We start from the raw sequence: 19,143 nt of genomic DNA on the forward strand, positions 1-19,143 counted from the left end.
GCGGCACGGCGATCGGGCATCATGGGCAGCGCACAGGCTCGTCACAGCGCATGTTCGTCCGCCTCGCTGATTTCGGCGAGCTTGCCGGTGACCGGCAGTCGCCCGGGGCCGGTCTTGCGAAAGGGTTCGAAACTGGCGCGGTCCGCGTCGAAAGCCATGTCCCAAGGGATGTTGTCGCCGCGGAAGATGGGCGGGGCATTGTTCGACCAGAGCAGCGAGCCGAAACGAAAATCCCAGGCGCGCGGCACCCAATTGTCATCCAGATAATCGGTGTCGGCGTGATATTCCGCCTCCCCCGCCTTCCCCGGCATGTCGCAATAATAATAGATGGCCGACGAGATGCGGTGGCGCGAGATCCCGCCGCTGCTGTTCATCGTCTGGTTCTTCCAGCCCTTCGCGTCCATGATGTTCGCGCCGAGCATGACTTCGTCGATATCGTCCATGCCGAAGGCGATGTGCATGAACTTGAAATGATCGGGCGCGATCGGCAGGTCGCAATTCACCCAGAAGATGGAATGATGTTCGAAGGTGCCGGGCGCACGGGAAAAGATGCCGGTGCCCTTGCTATGGTCGACATAGCGGAAACCCATATGGCGTTCGTAAAATTCGAAACTGCCGACATAGTCGGGCGAGAAGAAGACGACATGGTTGATCGTCTTGGGAAGGGCGCGGCGGCGCCAGATGCGATGCTGGTTGAAGCGGGGATAGTGGCCGGGCGTGTTGACCGGACTGGCTTCGCTGACCACCGGGCGCTTCGCCCATACCCGCAGGCCGATCGGCTGGCCGTCGGGGCAGGTGCAATGGACCGTCCCGTCGGCGTCGCGGCGGACATCGACTTCGGTGGCGAGGCTGGCGGCGACCTGCTCCAGCGCCTGCGCACTTTCAACGCCCCATATGGTTTCCTTCAATCCGTCGCCGGGGAAGGGATCGGGCGCGGGCAGGCGCGGATCGCCATGGCGGTAGAGGATGACGCGCGAGCCGGACGCCAGGCGAAATGTCGCCTCATCTTCGCTCGCCATCTCCACCGGCAGGCCGAAATCGGTCCAGAACCGCGTATGTTCCGCCAGGTCCGCCACCCCGAAAATCGCGCTTTCGACGCCCAATATGCTCATGACAACTCCCTCATCCTGATCGTCACTATGCGGACGGGGGCTGTCGCCCGGAAACGCATTTCATGGGAGGCTGCTATCGGCCCCGCCAATAGCAGCCGCCCAAGGGTTCAACCCTTGCGGAACACTATCGTCAGCAGGAACAGGATCGTGCGCCAGTCGAGCAGCCTGAGCGCGGCGCGCGCCTGTGCCGGGGTCAGTTTGGCGACCATCGGCATCGCGCCGAAAATCTTGCCGCGGATGATGAGGGCGTCGCCCTCCCGCTCGATCTTGCGGACGGTCATCAATTCCTTGTCCTGCGCGTCGAGGATTTTCATGACGGGGGCCTTGCTGGTTGCGTTCGTCATTGCACGGCTCCTGCGCAGACCTTGTCATAATCGATACCCATATCGTCCATCATCTGGATCGCGGTCGCGCGGCCCGCGCCGAAGACGCCGCCGCCCGGATGCATGAAGGGGCCGACCAGATAGAGGCTTTCGATGCCCGGCACCCGGAAATGGCCCAGATCCGGCGTGGGGCGATGCCCGACCGTCTGGTACATGAAGGGCGCGCAGCCATGGATGTCGCCCTTGACGAAGCTGGCCGGGCTGTCGCGTTCATGGTCCAGCGGCGAGCGGACCAGCGTGCCGATGATATTATCCTCGTCCAGGTTGCTGTAGAAGAGGCGATATTGCGCCAAGCTTTCCTGTGCGATCTCCTCCTTCATCCGATCCCAGGCGGTCGGGCCGCCTTCGTGCAGGTCGTAGGGCGCGAAGGTCACGCCGTAGAAGACGCCGCCACCTGCGGGCGCGCGGCTGGGATCGTTGGACGTATTGTCGCCGCCCGCGATCAGGCGGCGGGGCGGCACGACGCCCCGGCGCAGATGGTCATAGTCGAGCAGCATGTCGCGCATGGTGTGGGTCTGGAGCAGTTCGGTCATCACCCCGCCCTCCCCTTCGGCCCAGCGCAGCTTGGCCTTCTCCTTCAACGCCATGTGCAGCAGGTTGATCGAGAAGGTGGACGGCGTGACCCGCTCGGCCCGTTGCAGCACGGGTTCGGGCGTCTCGCTGACGAAGCGGCGCAGCACATGCGGATGGATCGCGCCGATCACGCCGTCCTTCGCCATGATGGTTTCGCCGTCGGTCATCTCCAGCCCGACCGCCTTGCCCGACGAAACGATGACCCGCTTCACCTCCGCATCGCAGCGGACTTCGCCGCCCATATGTTCGATCGCGCGGACCAGCGCCTTGCTGAGTTCGCCCGATCCGCCCCTGGGCATCGACACGCCATAGGTGTGGATGATGCCGGGCATCAGCAGCACGCCCATGCCGGTGCCCAGTTCGTCCGGCATCTGGAGATTTTCGGTGATGAGGCGGACGATGTGGATCTTGAGCCGGTCGCTTTCGAAATATTGGTTGGCGACGTCGAGCGCGGAGCGCTGCATCACGTCGAGCAGGAAGCGGCCCTCGTCCGACTGGTCCATCATCGCGACGAAGGCGCCCATCGGGAAGGGCGGCGCGTAAAGGCCCGACATGAACATCGGCAGCACGCTCTGGCTGATGCCGACGAACCTGCGATAGGCTTCGGCGTCGCGCGGGCTATATTGGGCGATCTCCTGACAGGTGCGGTCGAGATCCTTCCAGGTCCGCATCACCGTGCCGTCGTCCCAGATGCTGACGTGGGGCAGTTCGGGATAGATATATTCCAGCCCGAATTTCGACAGCAGGCCCAGTTCATCCTCGCGGATCATGGGATTGCCCTGGATCATGATATGCACATTGCTGTGTTCGTCATGCCAGTAGCCGGGCGCGATCAGTTCCCGCGTCGATACGCCGCCACCGAAATGCGGCTTGCGTTCGAGGACCAGCACCTTCTTGCCCGCCTTGGCCATATAGGCGGCCGCGGTCAGGCCATTATGGCCGCCGCCCATGACGACGATGTCGTGGATGCTCATGCGTGATCTCCGAGAAAGGCGCGGAATTGGGCGATGCCCGGCACATGGGAGGCGCAGCCGCCATCGGCGACCAGCAACTGCCCGGTGATGTTGCGCGCGGCATCGGAGGCGAGGAAGGCGACCGCCTCGGCAATATCCTCCGGCGCGCCCAGACGGTCGCGCAGCGTTTCCGCTTCCACCGCAGCGCGCAATGCCGGCGGGAAGGCGTCGCGCAGCGCGGGCGTCATCGTCATGCCCGGCGCGACCGCATTGCAGCGCACGCCATGCGCGCCATGGCTGGCGGCGATCGATCGGGTCATCTGGATGATGGCCGCCTTGGACGAGCTATAGGCCGCCTGGATCAGATGGCCCTGGAGCGCCAGATTGCTGACGGTGTTGACGATATTGCCGCGCGTGGCGCGCAGATGCGGCAGGGCGGCGCGGCAGGCGATCATGGTGCCGCGCACATTGACGGCATAGCTGCGGTCCCACAGGGCTGTGCCCATATGTTCGATATCGCCATCCAGCCGGGCGATGTCGGGGCCGAGCAAGGCGGCATTATTGTGCAGAATGTCGAGCCGGCCGCATTGGGCGACCACGGCGGCGACCAGCGCCTCGATCGACTCTTCGCTTTCCAGATCCAGCGGGATCGCGATGGCGCCGGGCAGGCTGTTGGCCAGCGCCTGCGCCGCGTCCTGCGCGATGTCCGCGATCACGACACGCGCGCCGCGATCGGTCATCAGCCGCGCCGTCGCCGCCCCTATGCCGCCGGCCCCGCCGGTGACGATCGCCACTTTTCCGTCCAGACGGATCGCATCGGACCCCATCGCCCTCTCCTGTGATTGATCTTCTGGAAAAGCATCATAATATGGTCGGCAGAGGGGAGAAGACGGCACTTTTTTGTGCCGTCATAATCTGTTGACCGATGTCCGATTTCGACGATTTCGATCCCGCCTGCCGCGACGGCCTGACCATGCTGGCCCGCGACATGGCGGAGCATGGGGCGGAGCGCGATGCGCCGATCCGCACGGTGTTCGGGCTGCTGGGCGATCGATGGTCGATGCTGATCCTGCTGCTGCTGGCCATCGCGCCCTTCCGCCATGCCGAATTGCGGCGCCTGCTCGACCGGCTGAGCGCGGAGGGAAAGATTTCGCAGCGGGTGCTGACGCTCAAGCTGCGTCAACTGGAGCGCAACGGCCTGGTGGCGCGATCGGTGAGCGCGGACGTGCCGCCCAGGGTCGGCTATGCCTTGACGCCGCTGGGTGACGGGCTGGTCGGGGAAGCGCGGCGCCTGCTCGCCTGGGTGCAGGCCAGCGGCACCGCGATCGAACAGGCGCGCGCCGCGTTCGACAGCGCGGACTGATCGGTCAGCCGCGCCCCTTGGGCGTGGAATCGCTCAGGAACTGGGCGGCCAGTTCCTGCCGCGCGATGCGGGCTTCGTCGAGCGAGAGGATGCCGTCATCCCTGACTGGCACGGCAGGCGCCTGCGCGCCGGCGACGATCCGTTCCACCACCCAGCGGATCGCCGGGTCGTTGTTGCTGGAGATATGCCACTGGATCGCCTCGCGGATCGGCGGGATGTCCATCGGTACTTCGTGCAAAGTGAGCGGCAGATAGTCCGCCATTCGCGTCGCCAGTCGCCGGTGCATGGTGGCGATGCGGTTGGAGCCGATGACGAGGCCGGGCATCGACAGGAAGCTGTGGGTCACGATTTCGATGCGGCGCTGGCGCTTCTGCCGCCGCACGAACCAGTCTTCGAACGCGGACACGCGCGCGCGGCCGAAGCGGGCGGTGACATGGCCCAGCTCGAAATAGAGTTCCTTGGTCATCGGCCTGGCCATGGCGGGATTGCCGTTCCAGCCGACGACGACATAATCGTCCTCGAACAGGATCTGGCTGGGATGATCGGCGGAGATCGCATAGTCGATGGTGACGAGCAGATCGACCGCGCCGCGCTCCAGCGATTCCAGCAGGACTTCGGTCAGCGACTGGATTTCGAAACGCATCCCCGGCGCTTCGCGTTGCAGGTCGGTCATCGCCGACGCCAGCAGGACTTCGGTGATATAGTCCGACGCCATGATGCGAATGCTGCGGTCCGACGTCGCGGGGTCAAAGGGCGGCGGCACGGCGATGGTCGAGCGGATCTGCTCCAGGACCGCGCGCACCGGATCGACCAGCCCTTCGGCACGGGCGGTCAGGACCATCTGCCGCCCCTTCTGCACCAGCAGGTCGTCGGCGAAATATTCGCGCAGTCGCCCCAGCGCCGACGAGGTGGCGGATTGCGACAGGCAGATGCGATCCGCCGCCAGGCTGACGCTGCGTTCGCTGAGCAGCGCGTCGAGCGCCACCAGCAGGTTGAGGTCCAGCCGATCGAACCGCATCGTCTCTCTCCTTCAGCCTGCCGCTATGACCGCCAGCGCGTTGGCGACCAGCGTAGCAGGGTCGCCGTCATGGGCAAAGCCCGCGCGGTCGGCAGCCGGCGTCGCGAGCGGCGGGTGCGATCCGAAGGCGGCTTCCAGCGCCGGGTCGGGGCGATAGGCGACCAGGTCGGTCGAGACGGCGCATTGGCGGGCGATTTCGGCGGCGAGGTCGCCCATCGCGATGCGCTGCGCCGGCAGGGTAACGACCCGCGTCGGCGGCATGAGCGCCGCGTCCATCGTCAGCGCATGAACCAGATTGTCGGCACAACGGCTGACCGATTGCGCCCAGATCGTCGCCTCCGCCGATACCGGGCAGACGAAGCTCTCTCCCGCCCGCAAGGCATGGAACAGATCGCTCATGAAAGCGGACTTCATGCCCGACGGCCCCTTGGGCCGGGCGAGGATGCCGGGCAGGCGGACGCTGACGCCCTCGATCTCGCCGCGATGATGCATCATCGCGACGGCGACCTCCATCATCGCCTTGTGCCCGCCATAGATCATGCGCGGCGCGAGCGGCGTGTGGTCGTCCACGCCCGACACGGGCAGCGGATCGCCGAATACCGCGATCGAACTGGCGTAGATGATGCGCGGCCGGTCGCCCGCGGCCTTGGCATCGTCCAGCAGGTCGTACATGGCGTCAATATTGACTCGGCGCGAGGCGGCAGGATCGGCCTCCGCCGCGCCGCCGGGCACGGTGGCGAGATGGACGAGCGCGCGGCACCCGTCGCGCAGCGCCTCCGCCCGCACCGCGGCCGAGCAGATGTCGCCCACGACCGCGCGCGCGCCAGCCGGGATACCGCCCTGCGCGCTGTCCATGCCGACGACAGCCTCGCCAGCCGCCAGCAGCCGCTGTACCAGCTGTCGGCCGACGAAACCGCCGGCGCCCGTCACGATGATGGTCATGGCTTAATACCGATCCGCATAATGGTCCCGCACATCCTCGCTGAAGCTGCCCAGCGGATAGGGCAGCATCTGTGCGTTCCATGCGTCCCATTGCAGCCGCATCGCCTGAAGCCGGGCCGGATCGTCGCTGGCATGGTCTGCGCGCTCCCGTTCATCCGCGGCCAGATCGAAGAGATGCTCCTTCCCGCCCAGTTTGAGATATTTCCAGTCGCCTGCACGCAGCGCGGCCTGGCCATTGCCCTTGTATCGCCAGTAGAGCGAGCGGGTGAGCGGCGATGCCTGCCCCTTGAGTTGCGCCGACAGGTCGACCCCGTCGAACGTGCCGGCCTTCGCCACATCGCCGCCCGCCATCGCCAGCAACGTAGGCAGGAAGTCCATCGAGATCATGACCTGATCGGATTGCGAGCCAGCGGCGATCGCGGCCGGCCAGCGTAGCATCAACGGCACGCGGATGCCGCCTTCCAGCAATTCCCCCTTCACCCCGGTAAAAGGCCAGGTTTCCGAAAAACGCTCGCCGCCATTATCGCTGGTGAAAATGACGATCGTGTTGTCGGCCTTGCCGCTGCGGTCCAGCGCGGCCAGCAACTTGGCGACATTCTGGTCCATCGCCTCCACCATTTCCCTATATTTGGCGAGGCTGCCGCCATTATAATGGAAGGATGCGCCGAGCGTCGACGCGACGGCCGCATCCTCGCGCCCTTCCCATGGCCAGTGGGGCGCGTTGAAATGCAGGCTGAGGAAGAAGGGCTTGTCGCTTTCGGCCTCGATCGTTTTCACCGCCTCGTCCCCGAACAGGTCGGTGAGATAGCCATTGCGTTCGATCGGCGTGTCACCCTGCGCCAGGCCGATGCCGACATCCTTGCCGCCCATCACCATATGATGGCGGAAATAATCGGCCGCGCCTTCGACGATACCGAAAAATTCGTCATAGCCATGATGCAGCGGGCTATGTTTGGGCGGTTCGCCCAGATGCCATTTGCCCACCAGCTTGGTGCGATAGCCCTGCGTGCGCAGCACCGAAGCGATGGTCGGGCGGTCGAGCGGGACACCGATCCCCGCCGGCGCAGCGGGACCAAGCGGTTCTTCGATTCCTATGGGGAAGCGATATTGATAGCAGCCGGTCAGCAGCGCGGTGCGGGTCGGCGAGCAGATCGAACTATTGGCATAGCCCTGCCGCAGCATGATGCCCTGCGCGCCGATGCTGTCGATCGCGGGGGTGCGGATATGATGCGATCCGGTGCAGGACAGGTCGGCATAGCCCAGATCGTCGGCCATGATGAAGAGGATGTTGGGGCGCCCCGCCCTGGCCGCGGCCGTGGCCTCGCCCGCTACCGCCAGCGCGCCCAATGCACCGGCGCCACCCATGAATGACCGTCGATCAACCTGCATCCTGCTTCCTTTCCAATGGGCTAAGAGCAGGACCACAGGCCCTGCCCTTTTCCTCTTATGCCGTTTGATGTCAGAAGTTCGCCGAGAAACGCACCCCATAGGTCTGCGGCGCGGTATAGCGGGCGACCGCCATGCCGATCGGCGAGCGTTGCGGCGTGGCGATGCGGCGCTTGTTTTCCAGATTGTAGAGGAACGCGCCCAGCGACCAGCCGCCGTCAGACGCGCGCAGCGTCAGGTTGAGGTCGGTCTGCCAATAGGCGCGGATATGTTCGAAATCGAGATATTCGAACGCTCCCCACTGGTCGTCACGCCAGGCGGTGGCGACATTGCCGACCAGTTCGAGCGAACGGCCCAGCGGCACCACCTGTTCCGCGCCCAGATTGACGGTCCATTTGGGTGAGTAGAGCAAGGGTTTGCCCGAACAGTTGAAGTCCTTCACCGGCGCACCACCTGCGGTCGCGCCGGTCAGGGTGAAGGGACAGGCGATATTGTCGCGGGGCGAGGCGGTGTAGAGATGCAGGTCGTCATAGGTGGCCTTGAGATATTGCACCTTGGCGTTGAGCGTCGTGGTCGGCGTCGCCTTCACGATGGCATCGACGTCGAAGCCCTTGATCGTCGACTTGCCCGCATTTTCGTTGGAATTGATGAGCGTGCCACTGGTGTCGACGGTGAAATAGGTGATCTGCTGGTCTTTATATTTCCAATAGAAGCCCTCGACGTTGAGCTGCACGCGGTTGTTGAAGAAGCGGTTCTTCGATCCCATCGTATAGGCGGTGATGAATTCGGGATCATAGCTCGACTTGCCCTCCGCCAGCTGGAAACCGCCGGCGCGATAGCCGGTTTCGACCGTGGCGTAGAGCAGGTTCGCCGGGCCGAGATCGAATTCCGCCGAGGCTTTCCACGTCACCCGTGAATAGGTGCCGCTGTCCACCACCGGATTATAGGTTTTCAGGATGGTGCCGACACCGTTCAGCAGCGGGAAAACCTGCGGATTGGCCTGGTCGGTGCTGCCCGCTGCGATCCAGCCGTTGCTGGCCAGCCAGTTGACCGTGTCGCCGGTGGTCAGGAGATTGGGATAGCGCGGCAAGCCATTGGGCGCAGCGCATCCGGCGGCGAAGGACGCCGGCGGGGTGATGTTGGCGGGCGGCAGGCCGCCGCAGAAGGTGATGAAATTGTTGATGATGCCGTCCATCGACTTCTTGTCGCGGGTATAGCGCGCGCCGCCGACAAGACGGAATTGATCGCTGACATGGGCGGTCAATTGACCGAAGGCGGCCCAGCTTTTGGTCTTGTGCGTGTAGGACTGGATCGGCAGCACGAATTCCTGATTATATTCATTCTGCGCGTCGATCGTCTCGTTGAAATAGAAGCCGCCGAGAACATAGTCCATCATGCCGACGGAACCGGCCAGGCGGGCCTCGAGACTGTATTGCTTGTCGGTTTCGGCATTATAGGCGGTGTTGAAGGCGGGGCCATAGAAATAGCTTTCGCCCGTGGACTTGCGAAAGGCGGGCACCAGCGTGAAGGTGCTGATGTCGGTCTTCCAGTTCAGTTCCGCATTGATGCCCCAATAGGTGAAGTCAGTCGAGGCGTCCTGGTTCATGGCGTTGAGGAAACCGAAGCCCGGCGCGCCGATCAGCGTCTGGCGATAGGCGTTGGCGGCGTCGGTGTTGAACCCCTCCGACCCGTCGAAACCACTGGGGGTGAAAGTGTAGCCCGACGGGCCGGGCGTGTAGGCGCCGATATAGCTGCCGCCGGGACCGACGCCGCCCACCTTGGTCCAGTCCGCGCCGACGCGCAGTGAAATATCGTCGCTGGGTTCGATCAGGAACTGGCCGCGCAGGCCGGTGCGCTTCAGGTCGTCGCTGCCGTCGCGGTTATAGCCGTCATGCACCTGGCGCGTGGCGGCGAGGCGCAGGGCGCTGGTGTCGCTGGTGGCCAGGTTCAGATAGCCGTCGACATTGACCGCGTCATAATTGCCGAAGGAGACGTTGAAGCCCGCGCCATTCCTGCCCAGCTCGGGACGCGCGGGGATGATGTTGACCGCGCCGCCGGTGGCATTGCGGCCGTAGAGGATGCCCTGCGGCCCTTTCAGCACCTCGACACGGGCGAGGTCGTAGAAGGCGGAACCGAAAGCGCCCGCCGCCCGGCCCAGCACGACGCCGTCATAGCTGGGGGTGACGGCGGGGTCGTTATAGCTGCTCGACGTGATGTTGCCGACGCCGCGGATGAAGATGGATGTGTTGGACCCGCCCCCATTGGTGATGGTGATCGCCGGAACGCTCTTCGTGATATCCTCCGCCTTGCTGATGCCCTGCTGGACCAGCGTGTCGCCGGTGACGGCGTCGATCGCGATCGCGGCCTTCTGCGCGCTTTCCGACTTGCGCTGCGCGGTGACGACGATTTCGTCCAGCCCGGCCGAAGCCTGCGCGCCCTGATCGGCGGTCTGCGTCAGGCCCGGCGTCGGCGCGGTCGCCATCATGCCGGCGATCGCGGTGGTGGCCAGCAACAAACTACGCATGTCTCTCTCCCCTATGATTTGATTTTGGCCAATTCTGGCCTGCGGGGCGAAAAAGTCACATTGATTTGCTGGATTCGACCTATCTGCGCCACGCGGACGAGTCCGAAACGATCGCCGCTGCTATCCACACTCCCGATAGCAACTATTGAGGCAAAGCGTTTTCCGCCTGCCCGCGCCGGACCGATAGCCAGAACGAAGAAGATGGCGCGGAGAGGGTGGCATTCATGATTTCGGGCATGGTTTCGGGTTGGGTTTCGGGCAAGCGCATCCTGATCGTGGGCGGCGGCATCGGCGGCATGGCGGCAGCGATCCGCTTTGCCGAACAGGGCGGGCAGGTCACGCTGATCGATATCGACCCGCAATGGCGCGTCTATGGCGCAGGCATCACGATCACCGGCCCTACATTGCGCGCCTATCGGCGGCTGGGCCTGCTGGACGCGATCAAGGAACAGGGCGCGATCGCGGAGGGAGCGACGATCTTTCGCTATGACGGCACGCGCCTGCACGATCTGGACGAGCCGGCGCTGGAGGAAGGCTTGCCCGCGACCGGCGGGATCATGCGCCCGGTATTGCACCGGATCATGCAGACGCGGGTGCGGGCGCTGCCGATCGCCATCCGACTGGGCCTGACCGTCCGTGCGCTGGCCCACCGGGACGACGGCGGCGTGGACGTGACCTTCACCGATGGCGCGCAGGCGGATTTCGACCTGGTCGTTGGCGCGGACAGCATCTATTCGGGCGTGCGGCGGCTGGCCTTCCCGCACATGGGCGAAGCGCAGCCGACCGGCCAGGGATGCTGGCGCCTGTCCATCCGTCGCCCGCCGACGCTCACCAAGGGCGAATTTTATTTCGGACACCGGGTGCCCGCTGGCATCAACCGGTGCGGCGCAGAGATGGTCTATCTGTGGATGCTGACCCCGCACGTCCATCGCGCGCAACATTTCACCGACGAGGAGCTGTTCGTCCAGTTGCGCGACAATCTGGCCGATTTCGGCGGCAATGCCGGATGGGTTCGCGACCATATGACGCGCGACGACTGGATCAACTATCGCCCGCTCGCCGCGGCCTTGCAGCCGGGGCCGTGGCATGACGGCGCGATCGTACTGCTGGGCGACGCCGTCCATGCCACCACGCCGCACATGGCGTGCGGCGCAGGGATGGCGGTGGAAAGCGCGCTGGTGCTGGCCGAGGAACTGGACCGGGCCGACACCGTCGGAGCCGGTCTGGCCGCCTATCAGGCGCGCCGCTTCGACCGGTGCCGCCATGTGATCGACACCAGCATCAAGGTCGGCCGGATGCAACTGGACGGCGACTCGCCCGATGCGATCGGCGCGGCGATCGGCGCGGGGTTACACCGGCTGGCCGAGGAATATTGACGGGGTGCCGGGATCAATCCGCTACCAGGCGGTCGCCCCGGCATCGACGGCGATGTCGGCGCCGGTGACATAGCGCGCCTCGTCCGACGCCAGCCATACCGCGCACCAGCCGATATCGTCCGGCTCGCCCAGATATTGCAGCATATTCTTGCCCAGCACCTTCGCCTCAAACGCCGGGTCTGCGGCCAGGTGCCGCGCCGTCGCGGCGGTGCGGATGAAGCCCGGCGCGATGCTGTTGGCGCGGATGCCGTGCGGCGCGCCTTCCATCGCGAGTTGGCGGGTCATGGCCAGCACGCCGCCCTTGCCCGCGCAATGCGCCAGGGCGGGCGATCCTTCCAGCGCATGGCGCGCATTGGCCGAACCGAAATTGATGAGCGACGCGCGCCCGCTGGCCTTGAGCCAGGGCCAGGCTGCGCGGGTGGCGAGGAAGAGGATGTCCAGTTCGCCCGTCAGCGTCGCTTTCCAGTCGGCGTAGGATAGCGCTTCGATCCAGTCGAAATGCGCGAAGGCGGCGGCATTGACCAGGATGTCGATGCGGCCATGTTCCGCGCCGATGCGCTGGAACAGCGCGTTGGTCGCCCCCTCGTCCAGCAGGTCGCAGGCTTCGTCGGCGCCGCTGCGATCGACGCCGATCACGGTCGCGCCCTCCGCCGCGAACAGCCGGGCGCAACCCTGGCCGATGCCGTTGCCCGCGCCAGTGACGACCGCCAGCTTGCCCGTCAGCCGGTCAGCCATGGACGATCGCTCCGCCCACCGGCTGCTCGCCGCGTCGGAAGGGCGCGACCAGCGCGGCCACCGCCCCCGCCAATGCGCCCAGCGACAGCAGGACGAAGGCCCCGGCGAGACTTCCCGCCTGTTTGGACAGCAATGTCACGATGACGGGGCTGAGAAACTGACCGAAGGCGAAGGCGCTCTGCCACAGGCCCGCGCCCCGCCCCCGTATCTCGAAAGACAGCAGACTCATCGCCCAGACCAGCAGCGTCGGCAGCAGCAGGCCGGCACCGAGCTGGTTGAGGAAGCAGCCGATCAGGAAGCCGGCAGGCGCATGGGCCAGCCCCATGACGCAAAAGCCCGCGGCCAGCAGCGCAAATTCGAGCAGCAACAGCCGCCCGATCGGCCAGCGCCCGATGCGCGAATAGAGGAAGGTGCCTAACGGCACGCCAATGCTGGCGACCGACGTGAGGAAGCCGATGCGCGCCGGATCGCTGAGGCCCAGCGCGTGCAGCCCCGACGACGCCTGGATCTGCACCGTGTAGAAGAAGACCGAGCCGTATACGGTGATGGCGAGAATCATCGCCATCCGCCGCCAGGGGAAGCCGGCCCAGCCGTTGCCATCGCCCACCACCGTCGCCCGCGCAGCCGCATCGCCACGCGGTTCCCAGGTGAAGCGCAGCACCAACGCGAACATGACAAGCGCGGAAGCATAGGCCCAGAAGGGGGTGCGCCAGCCAAAAGCGCCCAATTGCCCGCCCAGATTGAAGAAGAGCAGCGCCGAGAGCGACGCGAAGGCAGTCTGCGCCGCCAGCCATTTGTCGCGCGCAGCGCCCCTGTAATAATCGCCGATCATCGTGGTCGACAGCACCATGATCGCGGCTTCGGCGAGGCCCACGCCAACGCGCGACAGCAGGATGGCGGGCAAGCTCTTCAGGAAGATCGGCGCAATCCCCACCAGCGCATAGAGCAGGAAGGCGAGCAGCAGCAGGCGGCGGCGGCCGAAGCGATCGCCGAGCATCCCCGCCAGCGGCGAGAAGAAGGCGACGCACAGCGCCGGGATCGTCAGGATCATCGGCACCCAATATTCATGGGCCGGCACCGTGCTGAAATCGGCCAGCAGTTGCGGCAGGATCGGCGCCAGCAGGACGATCGCCATGGTCGACAGGGTGATCGGCAGCAACAGCGAAAAGCCGGTCAGAAAGCCCGGCGCGGGATCGCCGTCCGTGGCGGCGCTATGGTCTGTCATGCGGCTTGCTCGTCAGCCATATTGCCGGCCCTCTCCTTGTTATGCAGGCAGGTTAAGGCCGAGCGCCGGGACGGGGTCAAACCGAAAGCATCGAACCGACCTATTGACCGCAGCGCAGGCGCGGTTCAGCCATCGGGTTCCTCGACAAATTCGATGAGATTGCCCGCGCAATCCCGCAGGAAGCAGCCCTTCCCGAACGCCTCGCGCACGACGAAGGCGATGTCGGCCTGCTTGGCCGCCATCTCGATCAGGAAATCCTCCAGGTCCGCGACGCGAAAGGCGACATGCTTGTTGCCATGGGTCTTGAGGTCGGACGGCGGGTGCCGCCGATCGTCCGGCAGGGGCGCCGCGCCCTCCACCTCGAACAGTTCGAAGCGCAGCGGCCCCTTGCGCAGCATCGCCGCCTGCGCCCGCGCCGCCGCAATGGGGAAGCGTTTTTCGACCGTGAAGCCCAGCACGCGGCCATACCAGTCGATCGCTTCGTCCAGGCTGGGCACGCTGACGCCGCCATGGTGGAAGGTGAAGTCAGCCATCCACCTTCTCCCGCGCGATCATCGCCTCCACCAGCCGCCGCGCCCGCGTGCCGCCCTGGTCGATGCCCAGCGACAGCGGCTTTTCCGCCCAGAAGTCGCAACCGGCCATATTGGCATAGGCGGCCTCGATCATCGGCTTGTCCTCCTGATCGAAGGCTTCGCCGAACAGGCGGAGCAGCGCGGCGTCGGTTTCGGGCGAATCCAGCGCATCATAGCGGGTAGAGGACCAGAAATAATGGCTCTGATGATCGTTGGCGGGGGTCAGGATATGCGCCTGGGGTACTTCGAACCCGGTGTCGCGTGGGCCGCCATGCGGGCAGACGCCGACCATCAGCCGCATCGAGGCGGGGGCGTTCCAGCGCATCTCCAGCCAATGGTCGACCACCGCATCGTCAGGCACATGGCCGCGCGCGACCGACGGCGGCGCGATGCCGGGCATCCACCAGTCGCTGTGCAGCGTATCGCCCTGCATATGCGCCTTGTGCCGCCCGGCGAAGATCACCCCCTGCCCGGCGAACGTCCCCTTATGGACGAATTCGATATGGCTGAGGTCGAGGAGATTGTCGGTGCCATATTCATATTGCGCCTGCATCAGCGTGTAGCCGCGCACAGTGCGGCTGGCGTGCGTGTCGGGGATGAAGCCGAAGTCCGGGATCAGCGTTTCGTCCGCATCCTGCCGATCACCGCCCCAGAGCCAGAGGATGCCGTCGCGCTCGACCAGATGAAAGGCGGGGACGGACGCGCCGGCGGGAATCCGGTCGGCGAAGGGATTATGTACGCAGCGTCCGTCGGGCGCGAAGGCCAGGCCGTGATAGCCGCAGACCACCCTATCGCCATCGCGCGTCCCCAGCGAGAGCGGCGCGAAACGGTGGGGGCAGCGGTCGCGCAGCGCCGCCACGCCGTCTGCGGTGCGAAGCACGAACAGGCGTTCGCCGCGGATCTCGCGCGAGAAACCGCCCTCCCCCAGTTCGTCCGCCCAACCCGCCATATACCAGCAGCGTTGCGGATAGTCCGCCATCCTCTCCTCCTCTGTCCTTGTCTTTATCCCGGCATGGCGGCGAACGTCTCCGCACACCAGTCGGCGATATAGTCGCGCATGCCGGTGCCATTGTCAGCGCCGCAATGTTCGACCTCGAAATCCGCCTTGGTGAACATACGCAGCGTCCGTTTGGGGCTGTTGATCGCCTGATCGTAGCTCAGTTGCGCGTTGAAGGCGGGGATTTGCCGGTCATTCTCGCCATGGGTGACCAGGAACGGCACCCGTATCTTCTCGACCTGTCCGTCGAGCGTGATCTGGTCGGCATAAGCCAGGAAGGCGTCGCGCCCGCCATTGTCGGCGTCGAAGCCGAACACCCACATCACATGGTCCCAATAATGGGGCACGGGATTTTCGCCTTCATTGGCCAGCCGCTCGCGCTGGCGCCGGCCCCAGACATGGTTCGCGCCCATCACCGCACACAGCGCATAGCGCGGGTCGTTGGCGGCGATGCGCGGGGCGTGATAGCCGCCGAAGGACAGGCCGAATATGCCGATCTTCGACGCGATCACATCCGGCCGGGTCAGCAGATAGTCGAAGGCGGGCGATCCCCAGCGTTCCGCATCATAGACGGCGGTCAGGCCGCGCTTGCGCAACGCCTCCCCGGTACCCGGCTGGTCGATGAACAGCGTGTTGATCCCGCGTTCCAGATTGGCGGCGCCATGGCCCGCCATATTGACCTGCTCCTTCATCGAATCCAGGCCATTGACCGACACCAGCGCCGGGCGCGGCGTGCCCGACCCGTCATGGACGAAGAGGGCGGGAAAGGCGCTGCCTTCATAGGGGATTTCGACGAAATCGACATGCAGGCCGCGCAGCGCCACGCCCTTGGCATATAGCGCCAGCCCGCGGTCATAGGCGGCCCAGCGCGGCGCATAGTCGCGGCTCTGCATCCGTTCGGCCGCCAGATAATAGCCCGATGCGCGCAGATATTTGCTGCCGGCGGACAGGGCATAGCCCGCGGCCTCGTCCGCCGCCGCATTGGCCGCAACCTGGTCCGCGACGCGCAGCCAGCTATCGAACATCCGGGCGCTGCCCGCGTCCGCGCCGCCTTTGGCCGCATCCATGATCGGCCGGTTCGCCTCGTCAATCTCGCCATGATTGCCGCCGCACACCAGCGCCAGGTTGGTCGCGAGATTCCAGACATAATTGCCGGGGAAGGGTTCGAACATGCCTGCGTCCTCATCGTTGATCCGCGTCTTGATCCGCCGCGCCAGCCGGGCGGGCGCGCATCCTCATTCCGCCAAAGACCGCCCGACCCGGTCCAGATCAAATCGAAATTATGGAAGCCGGCTATCGATAGATTGGCTTTGACGGACAGGGCGTGCGGCCGCATCGCCTGAACCCAAGAGATATGAGAGGGAGAGACTATGCGACTGGCGACGCGCAAGGATGGCAGCAGGGACGGGCAGTTGGTGATCCTGTCGCCCGATGGCGGCCATTGCGCGCCCGCGCCGGTCCGCACCTTGCAGGAGGCGATCGAGCATTGGGACGTCTTCGCCGCGGAGGCGCTGGCGATCGACGCCTTTCCCGATGCGTTGAAGCCCGACGCACTGGCCGCGCCCCTGCCCCGCGCCTGGCAATGGCTGGACGGGTCGGCATTCGAAAGCCATGGCGCGCTGATGGACAAGGTGCTGGGGATCACCCCGGAAAAGACCGGCCGGCCGCTGATGTATCAGGGTCTTTCGGATCGCTTTTACGGCCCCACCGATGACATCCCCATGCCCGACGAAGCGCTGGGCATCGATTTCGAGGGCGAATATGGCGTCATCGTCGACAATGTGCCGATGGGCATCGATGCGGACGCCGCGATGGCGCATATCCGCCTGGTCGTGCAGATCAACGACTGGTCGCTGCGCGCGCTGGCGGGGCCGGAGATGAAGACCGGCTTCGGCTGGGTCCAGGCCAAGCCCGCCTGTTCGATGGCGCCCTTCGCCGTGACGCCGGGCGAACTGGGCGACCAATGGCGCGACGGGCGCGTATGCATGGATTTGCTGGTGGACTGGAACGGCGTGCGCTTCGGCGCCGCCAATGGCGCACCGATGGGCTTTGGCTTCCACGAACTGGTCGCCCATGCCGCCCGCACCCGCCATCTGCCCGCCGGCACGGTGATCGGGTCCGGCACCGTGTCCAATCCCGATTTTCGCGAAGTCGGCTCGTCCTGTATCGCCGAACGGCGCGGGATCGAGATCGTGGACGAGGGCGCGCCGCGCACCGCTTTCATGTGCTTTGGCGACCGCGTCCGCATGGAGGCGCGCACCGAGGACGGGCGCACGCCCTTCGGCGCGATCGACCAGCGCGTCATCGCCTATCAAGGAGTCTGACCATGACTGACCTGAGCGATTCCGGCCTGCCGTCCGTGCAGCGCGTCGTCACCGGCCATGACGCCGATGGCCGCGCCATCTTCAAGTCGGAAGATGTGACCCCGACGAAGATGATCCCGTCGGGCGACGCGTCCTTCCTGTTGATCTGGACCACCGAGACCGTCCCGGCCGACAATAATGACGAGACGGACGGGCGCGCGCGCGACGCGGGGCTGACGCTCAACAAGGGATCGGTGATCCGGATCGTGGACATGCTGCCGGGCAAGCAATCGCCGATGCATCGCACCAACAGCATCGACTATGGCATCGTCATGGCGGGTGAAGTCGAGCTGGAGCTGGACGACGGCCGAGTGACCACGGTGCGTGAAGGCGGCATCATCATCCAGCGCGGCACCAACCATCTCTGGCGCAACGTCACCGACAAGCCTTGCCGCATCGCCTTCATCCTGATCGAGGCGCCGGCCTATCTGCATGACGGGCAGCCGCTGGCGGAGGACAAGCCGGAAAATCAGACGCAAGCGGCCCAATGAAACTGTTCGACCTGAGCGGCAAGGTGGCGATCGTCACCGGATCGACGCGCGGCATCGGACTGGCCATCGCCCGCGCGTTGCAGGACCATGGCGCGCAGGTCACCCTCTCCAGCGAGAATGCGGAGGATTGCGCGCGCGTCGGGCGCGAACGCGACATGCTGGCCATCCCCGCCGACGTGGCCGACGACACGCAGCTTGCCGCATTGGTCGACGGCGCTGTCCGGCATCATGGCGGGCTGGACATCCTGGTCTGCAATGCCGGGATCACCGGGCGACCCGGTCCGTTCGCCAGCATCGACATGGACGATTACGACCATGTCATGGCGATCAACCTGCGCAGCCAGGTACGGCTATGCAATCTGGCCCTGCCCCATATCGCCGCGCGCGGCGGCGGAACGGCCATCCTGCTGTCCAGCCTGTCGGGCCTGCGCGGCAACGGCGCGATCAACGCCTATGCGCTGGCCAAGGCGGGGGTGGCGCAACTGGCCCGCAACCTGGCGGTGGAATGGGGACCGCGCAACGTGCGGGTGAACGCCATCTCACCCGGCTTCATTCGCACGGCCTTGTCCGCGCCGCTGATCGCGGACACAGCCTTCATGCAGCGGCGCATGGCGATGACGCCGCTGCGCCGCCCCGGCGAGGTGGATGAGGTGGCGGGCGCCGCCCTGTTCCTGGCCGCGCCCGCCGGGGCCTTCGTCACCGGCCAGAATCTGGTGGTGGACGGCGGCACGCTGATTTCCGACGGGAGTTGAACGGCGCGACGCCTTCAGCCATTATCAGGCGCGTGCGGCGGTGATGATGATTTCGACCTTATAGTCTGCGGTCGCGAGCCTGGCTTCGCCGGTGGCGCGGGCCGGGGCGGCGACGTCGGCAATCCAGGCGTCCCAGACGGCGTTCATTTCGGCGAAGTCGGCCATGTCGGCCAGCCAGATGGTCGCACGCAGGATATGCGCCTTGCTGCTGCCGGCGAGGGCCAGCAGGCGGTCGATCTCGTCCAGCGCGAACCGGGTCTGGGCGGTCACGCTGTCGCCTTCGCCGACCTGGCCGGCCAGATAGACGGTATCGCCATGGATGACCGCTTCGCTCATACGCGGGCCGGTTTCGATGCGGGTGATGGTCATGCTTTGTCT

At 65.6% G+C, this 19,143-nt stretch carries 19 protein-coding genes; 5 read left to right on the forward strand and 14 right to left on the reverse strand.

What is annotated here, in order from left to right; translation table 11 throughout:
• Positions 1 to 41: 41 nt before the first annotated feature.
• The 4 genes from ABT375_RS20760 to ABT375_RS20775 form a co-directional block, all read right to left on the reverse strand.
• Positions 42 to 1,112 carry a VOC family protein gene (locus ABT375_RS20760; RefSeq protein WP_416465024.1) on the reverse strand — a complete coding sequence of 357 codons (1,071 nt, stop codon included), beginning with the start codon at positions 1,110 to 1,112 and terminating at the stop codon, positions 42 to 44.
• A 107-nt stretch (positions 1,113 to 1,219) separates the two neighbouring features.
• A complete protein-coding gene (locus ABT375_RS20765) occupies positions 1,220 to 1,456 on the reverse strand; it encodes a hypothetical protein (RefSeq protein WP_416465025.1) in 237 nt (78 codons plus the stop codon).
• Entirely contained in the window at positions 1,453 to 3,042 is a 1,590-nt protein-coding gene (locus tag ABT375_RS20770; RefSeq protein WP_416465026.1) for a phytoene desaturase family protein, read from the reverse strand. Before ABT375_RS20770 ends, ABT375_RS20765 begins: the two co-directional genes overlap by 4 nt.
• Positions 3,039 to 3,848: an SDR family NAD(P)-dependent oxidoreductase gene (locus ABT375_RS20775; protein WP_224547053.1), complete on the reverse strand. Its 810-nt coding sequence runs from the start codon at positions 3,846 to 3,848 to the stop codon at positions 3,039 to 3,041. The genes ABT375_RS20770 and ABT375_RS20775 overlap by 4 nt, the downstream gene beginning before the upstream one ends.
• A gap of 98 nt (positions 3,849 to 3,946) precedes the next feature.
• Here ABT375_RS20775 and ABT375_RS20780 point away from each other — a divergent pair, with 98 nt between their 5' ends.
• Positions 3,947 to 4,384, forward strand: coding sequence for a winged helix-turn-helix transcriptional regulator (locus tag ABT375_RS20780; protein WP_224547054.1), 438 nt, complete (start codon positions 3,947 to 3,949; stop codon positions 4,382 to 4,384).
• 4 nt (positions 4,385 to 4,388) lie between these two features.
• On the opposite strand, the gene ABT375_RS20785 is transcribed toward ABT375_RS20780, so the two are convergent.
• From ABT375_RS20785 to ABT375_RS20800, 4 genes are all read right to left on the reverse strand, one after another.
• A complete protein-coding gene (locus ABT375_RS20785) occupies positions 4,389 to 5,402 on the reverse strand; it encodes a LysR family transcriptional regulator (protein ID WP_416465027.1) in 1,014 nt (337 codons plus the stop codon).
• 12 nt (positions 5,403 to 5,414) lie between these two features.
• Positions 5,415 to 6,344: an NAD-dependent epimerase/dehydratase family protein gene (locus tag ABT375_RS20790; protein WP_416465028.1), complete on the reverse strand. Its 930-nt coding sequence runs from the start codon at positions 6,342 to 6,344 to the stop codon at positions 5,415 to 5,417.
• Positions 6,345 to 6,347: 3 nt separating this feature from the next.
• Entirely contained in the window at positions 6,348 to 7,733 is a 1,386-nt protein-coding gene (locus ABT375_RS20795) for a sulfatase (protein ID WP_416465029.1), read from the reverse strand.
• Positions 7,734 to 7,803: 70 nt separating this feature from the next.
• Positions 7,804 to 10,254 carry a TonB-dependent receptor gene (locus tag ABT375_RS20800; RefSeq protein WP_416465030.1) on the reverse strand — a complete coding sequence of 817 codons (2,451 nt, stop codon included), beginning with the start codon at positions 10,252 to 10,254 and terminating at the stop codon, positions 7,804 to 7,806.
• Between the two features lie 224 nt (positions 10,255 to 10,478).
• On the opposite strand from ABT375_RS20800, the gene ABT375_RS20805 reads away from it, so the two are divergent.
• A complete protein-coding gene (locus ABT375_RS20805) occupies positions 10,479 to 11,630 on the forward strand; it encodes an FAD-dependent monooxygenase (RefSeq protein ID WP_416465888.1) in 1,152 nt (383 codons plus the stop codon).
• 21 nt (positions 11,631 to 11,651) lie between these two features.
• Here the strand turns inward: ABT375_RS20805 and ABT375_RS20810 are convergent, their stop codons facing one another.
• The 5 genes from ABT375_RS20810 to ABT375_RS20830 all read right to left on the reverse strand — a co-directional run bounded on the left by ABT375_RS20810 (position 11,652) and on the right by ABT375_RS20830 (position 16,331).
• Positions 11,652 to 12,365 (reverse strand): SDR family NAD(P)-dependent oxidoreductase, encoded by a 714-nt coding sequence (locus ABT375_RS20810; protein WP_416465031.1) that lies wholly within the window; start codon positions 12,363 to 12,365, stop codon positions 11,652 to 11,654.
• Positions 12,358 to 13,590: an MFS transporter gene (locus ABT375_RS20815; RefSeq protein ID WP_416465032.1), complete on the reverse strand. Its 1,233-nt coding sequence runs from the start codon at positions 13,588 to 13,590 to the stop codon at positions 12,358 to 12,360. Before ABT375_RS20815 ends, ABT375_RS20810 begins: the two co-directional genes overlap by 8 nt.
• A gap of 125 nt (positions 13,591 to 13,715) precedes the next feature.
• Positions 13,716 to 14,123 (reverse strand): VOC family protein, encoded by a 408-nt coding sequence (locus tag ABT375_RS20820; protein WP_261937439.1) that lies wholly within the window; start codon positions 14,121 to 14,123, stop codon positions 13,716 to 13,718.
• Positions 14,116 to 15,141, reverse strand: a complete 1,026-nt coding sequence (locus tag ABT375_RS20825; RefSeq protein WP_416465033.1) for a Rieske 2Fe-2S domain-containing protein — start codon at positions 15,139 to 15,141, stop codon at positions 14,116 to 14,118. Before ABT375_RS20825 ends, ABT375_RS20820 begins: the two co-directional genes overlap by 8 nt.
• Before the next feature lie 23 nt (positions 15,142 to 15,164).
• Positions 15,165 to 16,331 (reverse strand): alpha/beta hydrolase family protein, encoded by a 1,167-nt coding sequence (locus tag ABT375_RS20830; protein ID WP_416465034.1) that lies wholly within the window; start codon positions 16,329 to 16,331, stop codon positions 15,165 to 15,167.
• Between the two features lie 198 nt (positions 16,332 to 16,529).
• On the opposite strand from ABT375_RS20830, the gene ABT375_RS20835 reads away from it, so the two are divergent.
• From ABT375_RS20835 to ABT375_RS20845, 3 genes are read left to right on the forward strand one after another with little or no spacing between them, the layout of a single operon-like run.
• Positions 16,530 to 17,483, forward strand: a complete 954-nt coding sequence (locus ABT375_RS20835; RefSeq protein ID WP_416465035.1) for a fumarylacetoacetate hydrolase family protein — start codon at positions 16,530 to 16,532, stop codon at positions 17,481 to 17,483.
• Positions 17,484 to 17,485: 2 nt separating this feature from the next.
• Entirely contained in the window at positions 17,486 to 18,013 is a 528-nt protein-coding gene (locus ABT375_RS20840; RefSeq protein ID WP_261937443.1) for a cupin domain-containing protein, read from the forward strand.
• A complete protein-coding gene (locus ABT375_RS20845; protein WP_416465036.1) occupies positions 18,010 to 18,765 on the forward strand; it encodes an SDR family NAD(P)-dependent oxidoreductase in 756 nt (251 codons plus the stop codon). Before ABT375_RS20840 ends, ABT375_RS20845 begins: the two co-directional genes overlap by 4 nt.
• Before the next feature lie 24 nt (positions 18,766 to 18,789).
• On the opposite strand, the gene ABT375_RS20850 is transcribed toward ABT375_RS20845, so the two are convergent.
• Positions 18,790 to 19,134: a RidA family protein gene (locus ABT375_RS20850; protein WP_224547070.1), complete on the reverse strand. Its 345-nt coding sequence runs from the start codon at positions 19,132 to 19,134 to the stop codon at positions 18,790 to 18,792.
• Positions 19,135 to 19,143: the final 9 nt, after the last annotated feature.

Origin of the sequence: Sphingomonas sp. VDB2 (genome assembly GCF_047946695.1) — a bacterium.
GTDB lineage: Bacteria > Pseudomonadota > Alphaproteobacteria > Sphingomonadales > Sphingomonadaceae > Sphingobium > Sphingobium bisphenolicum.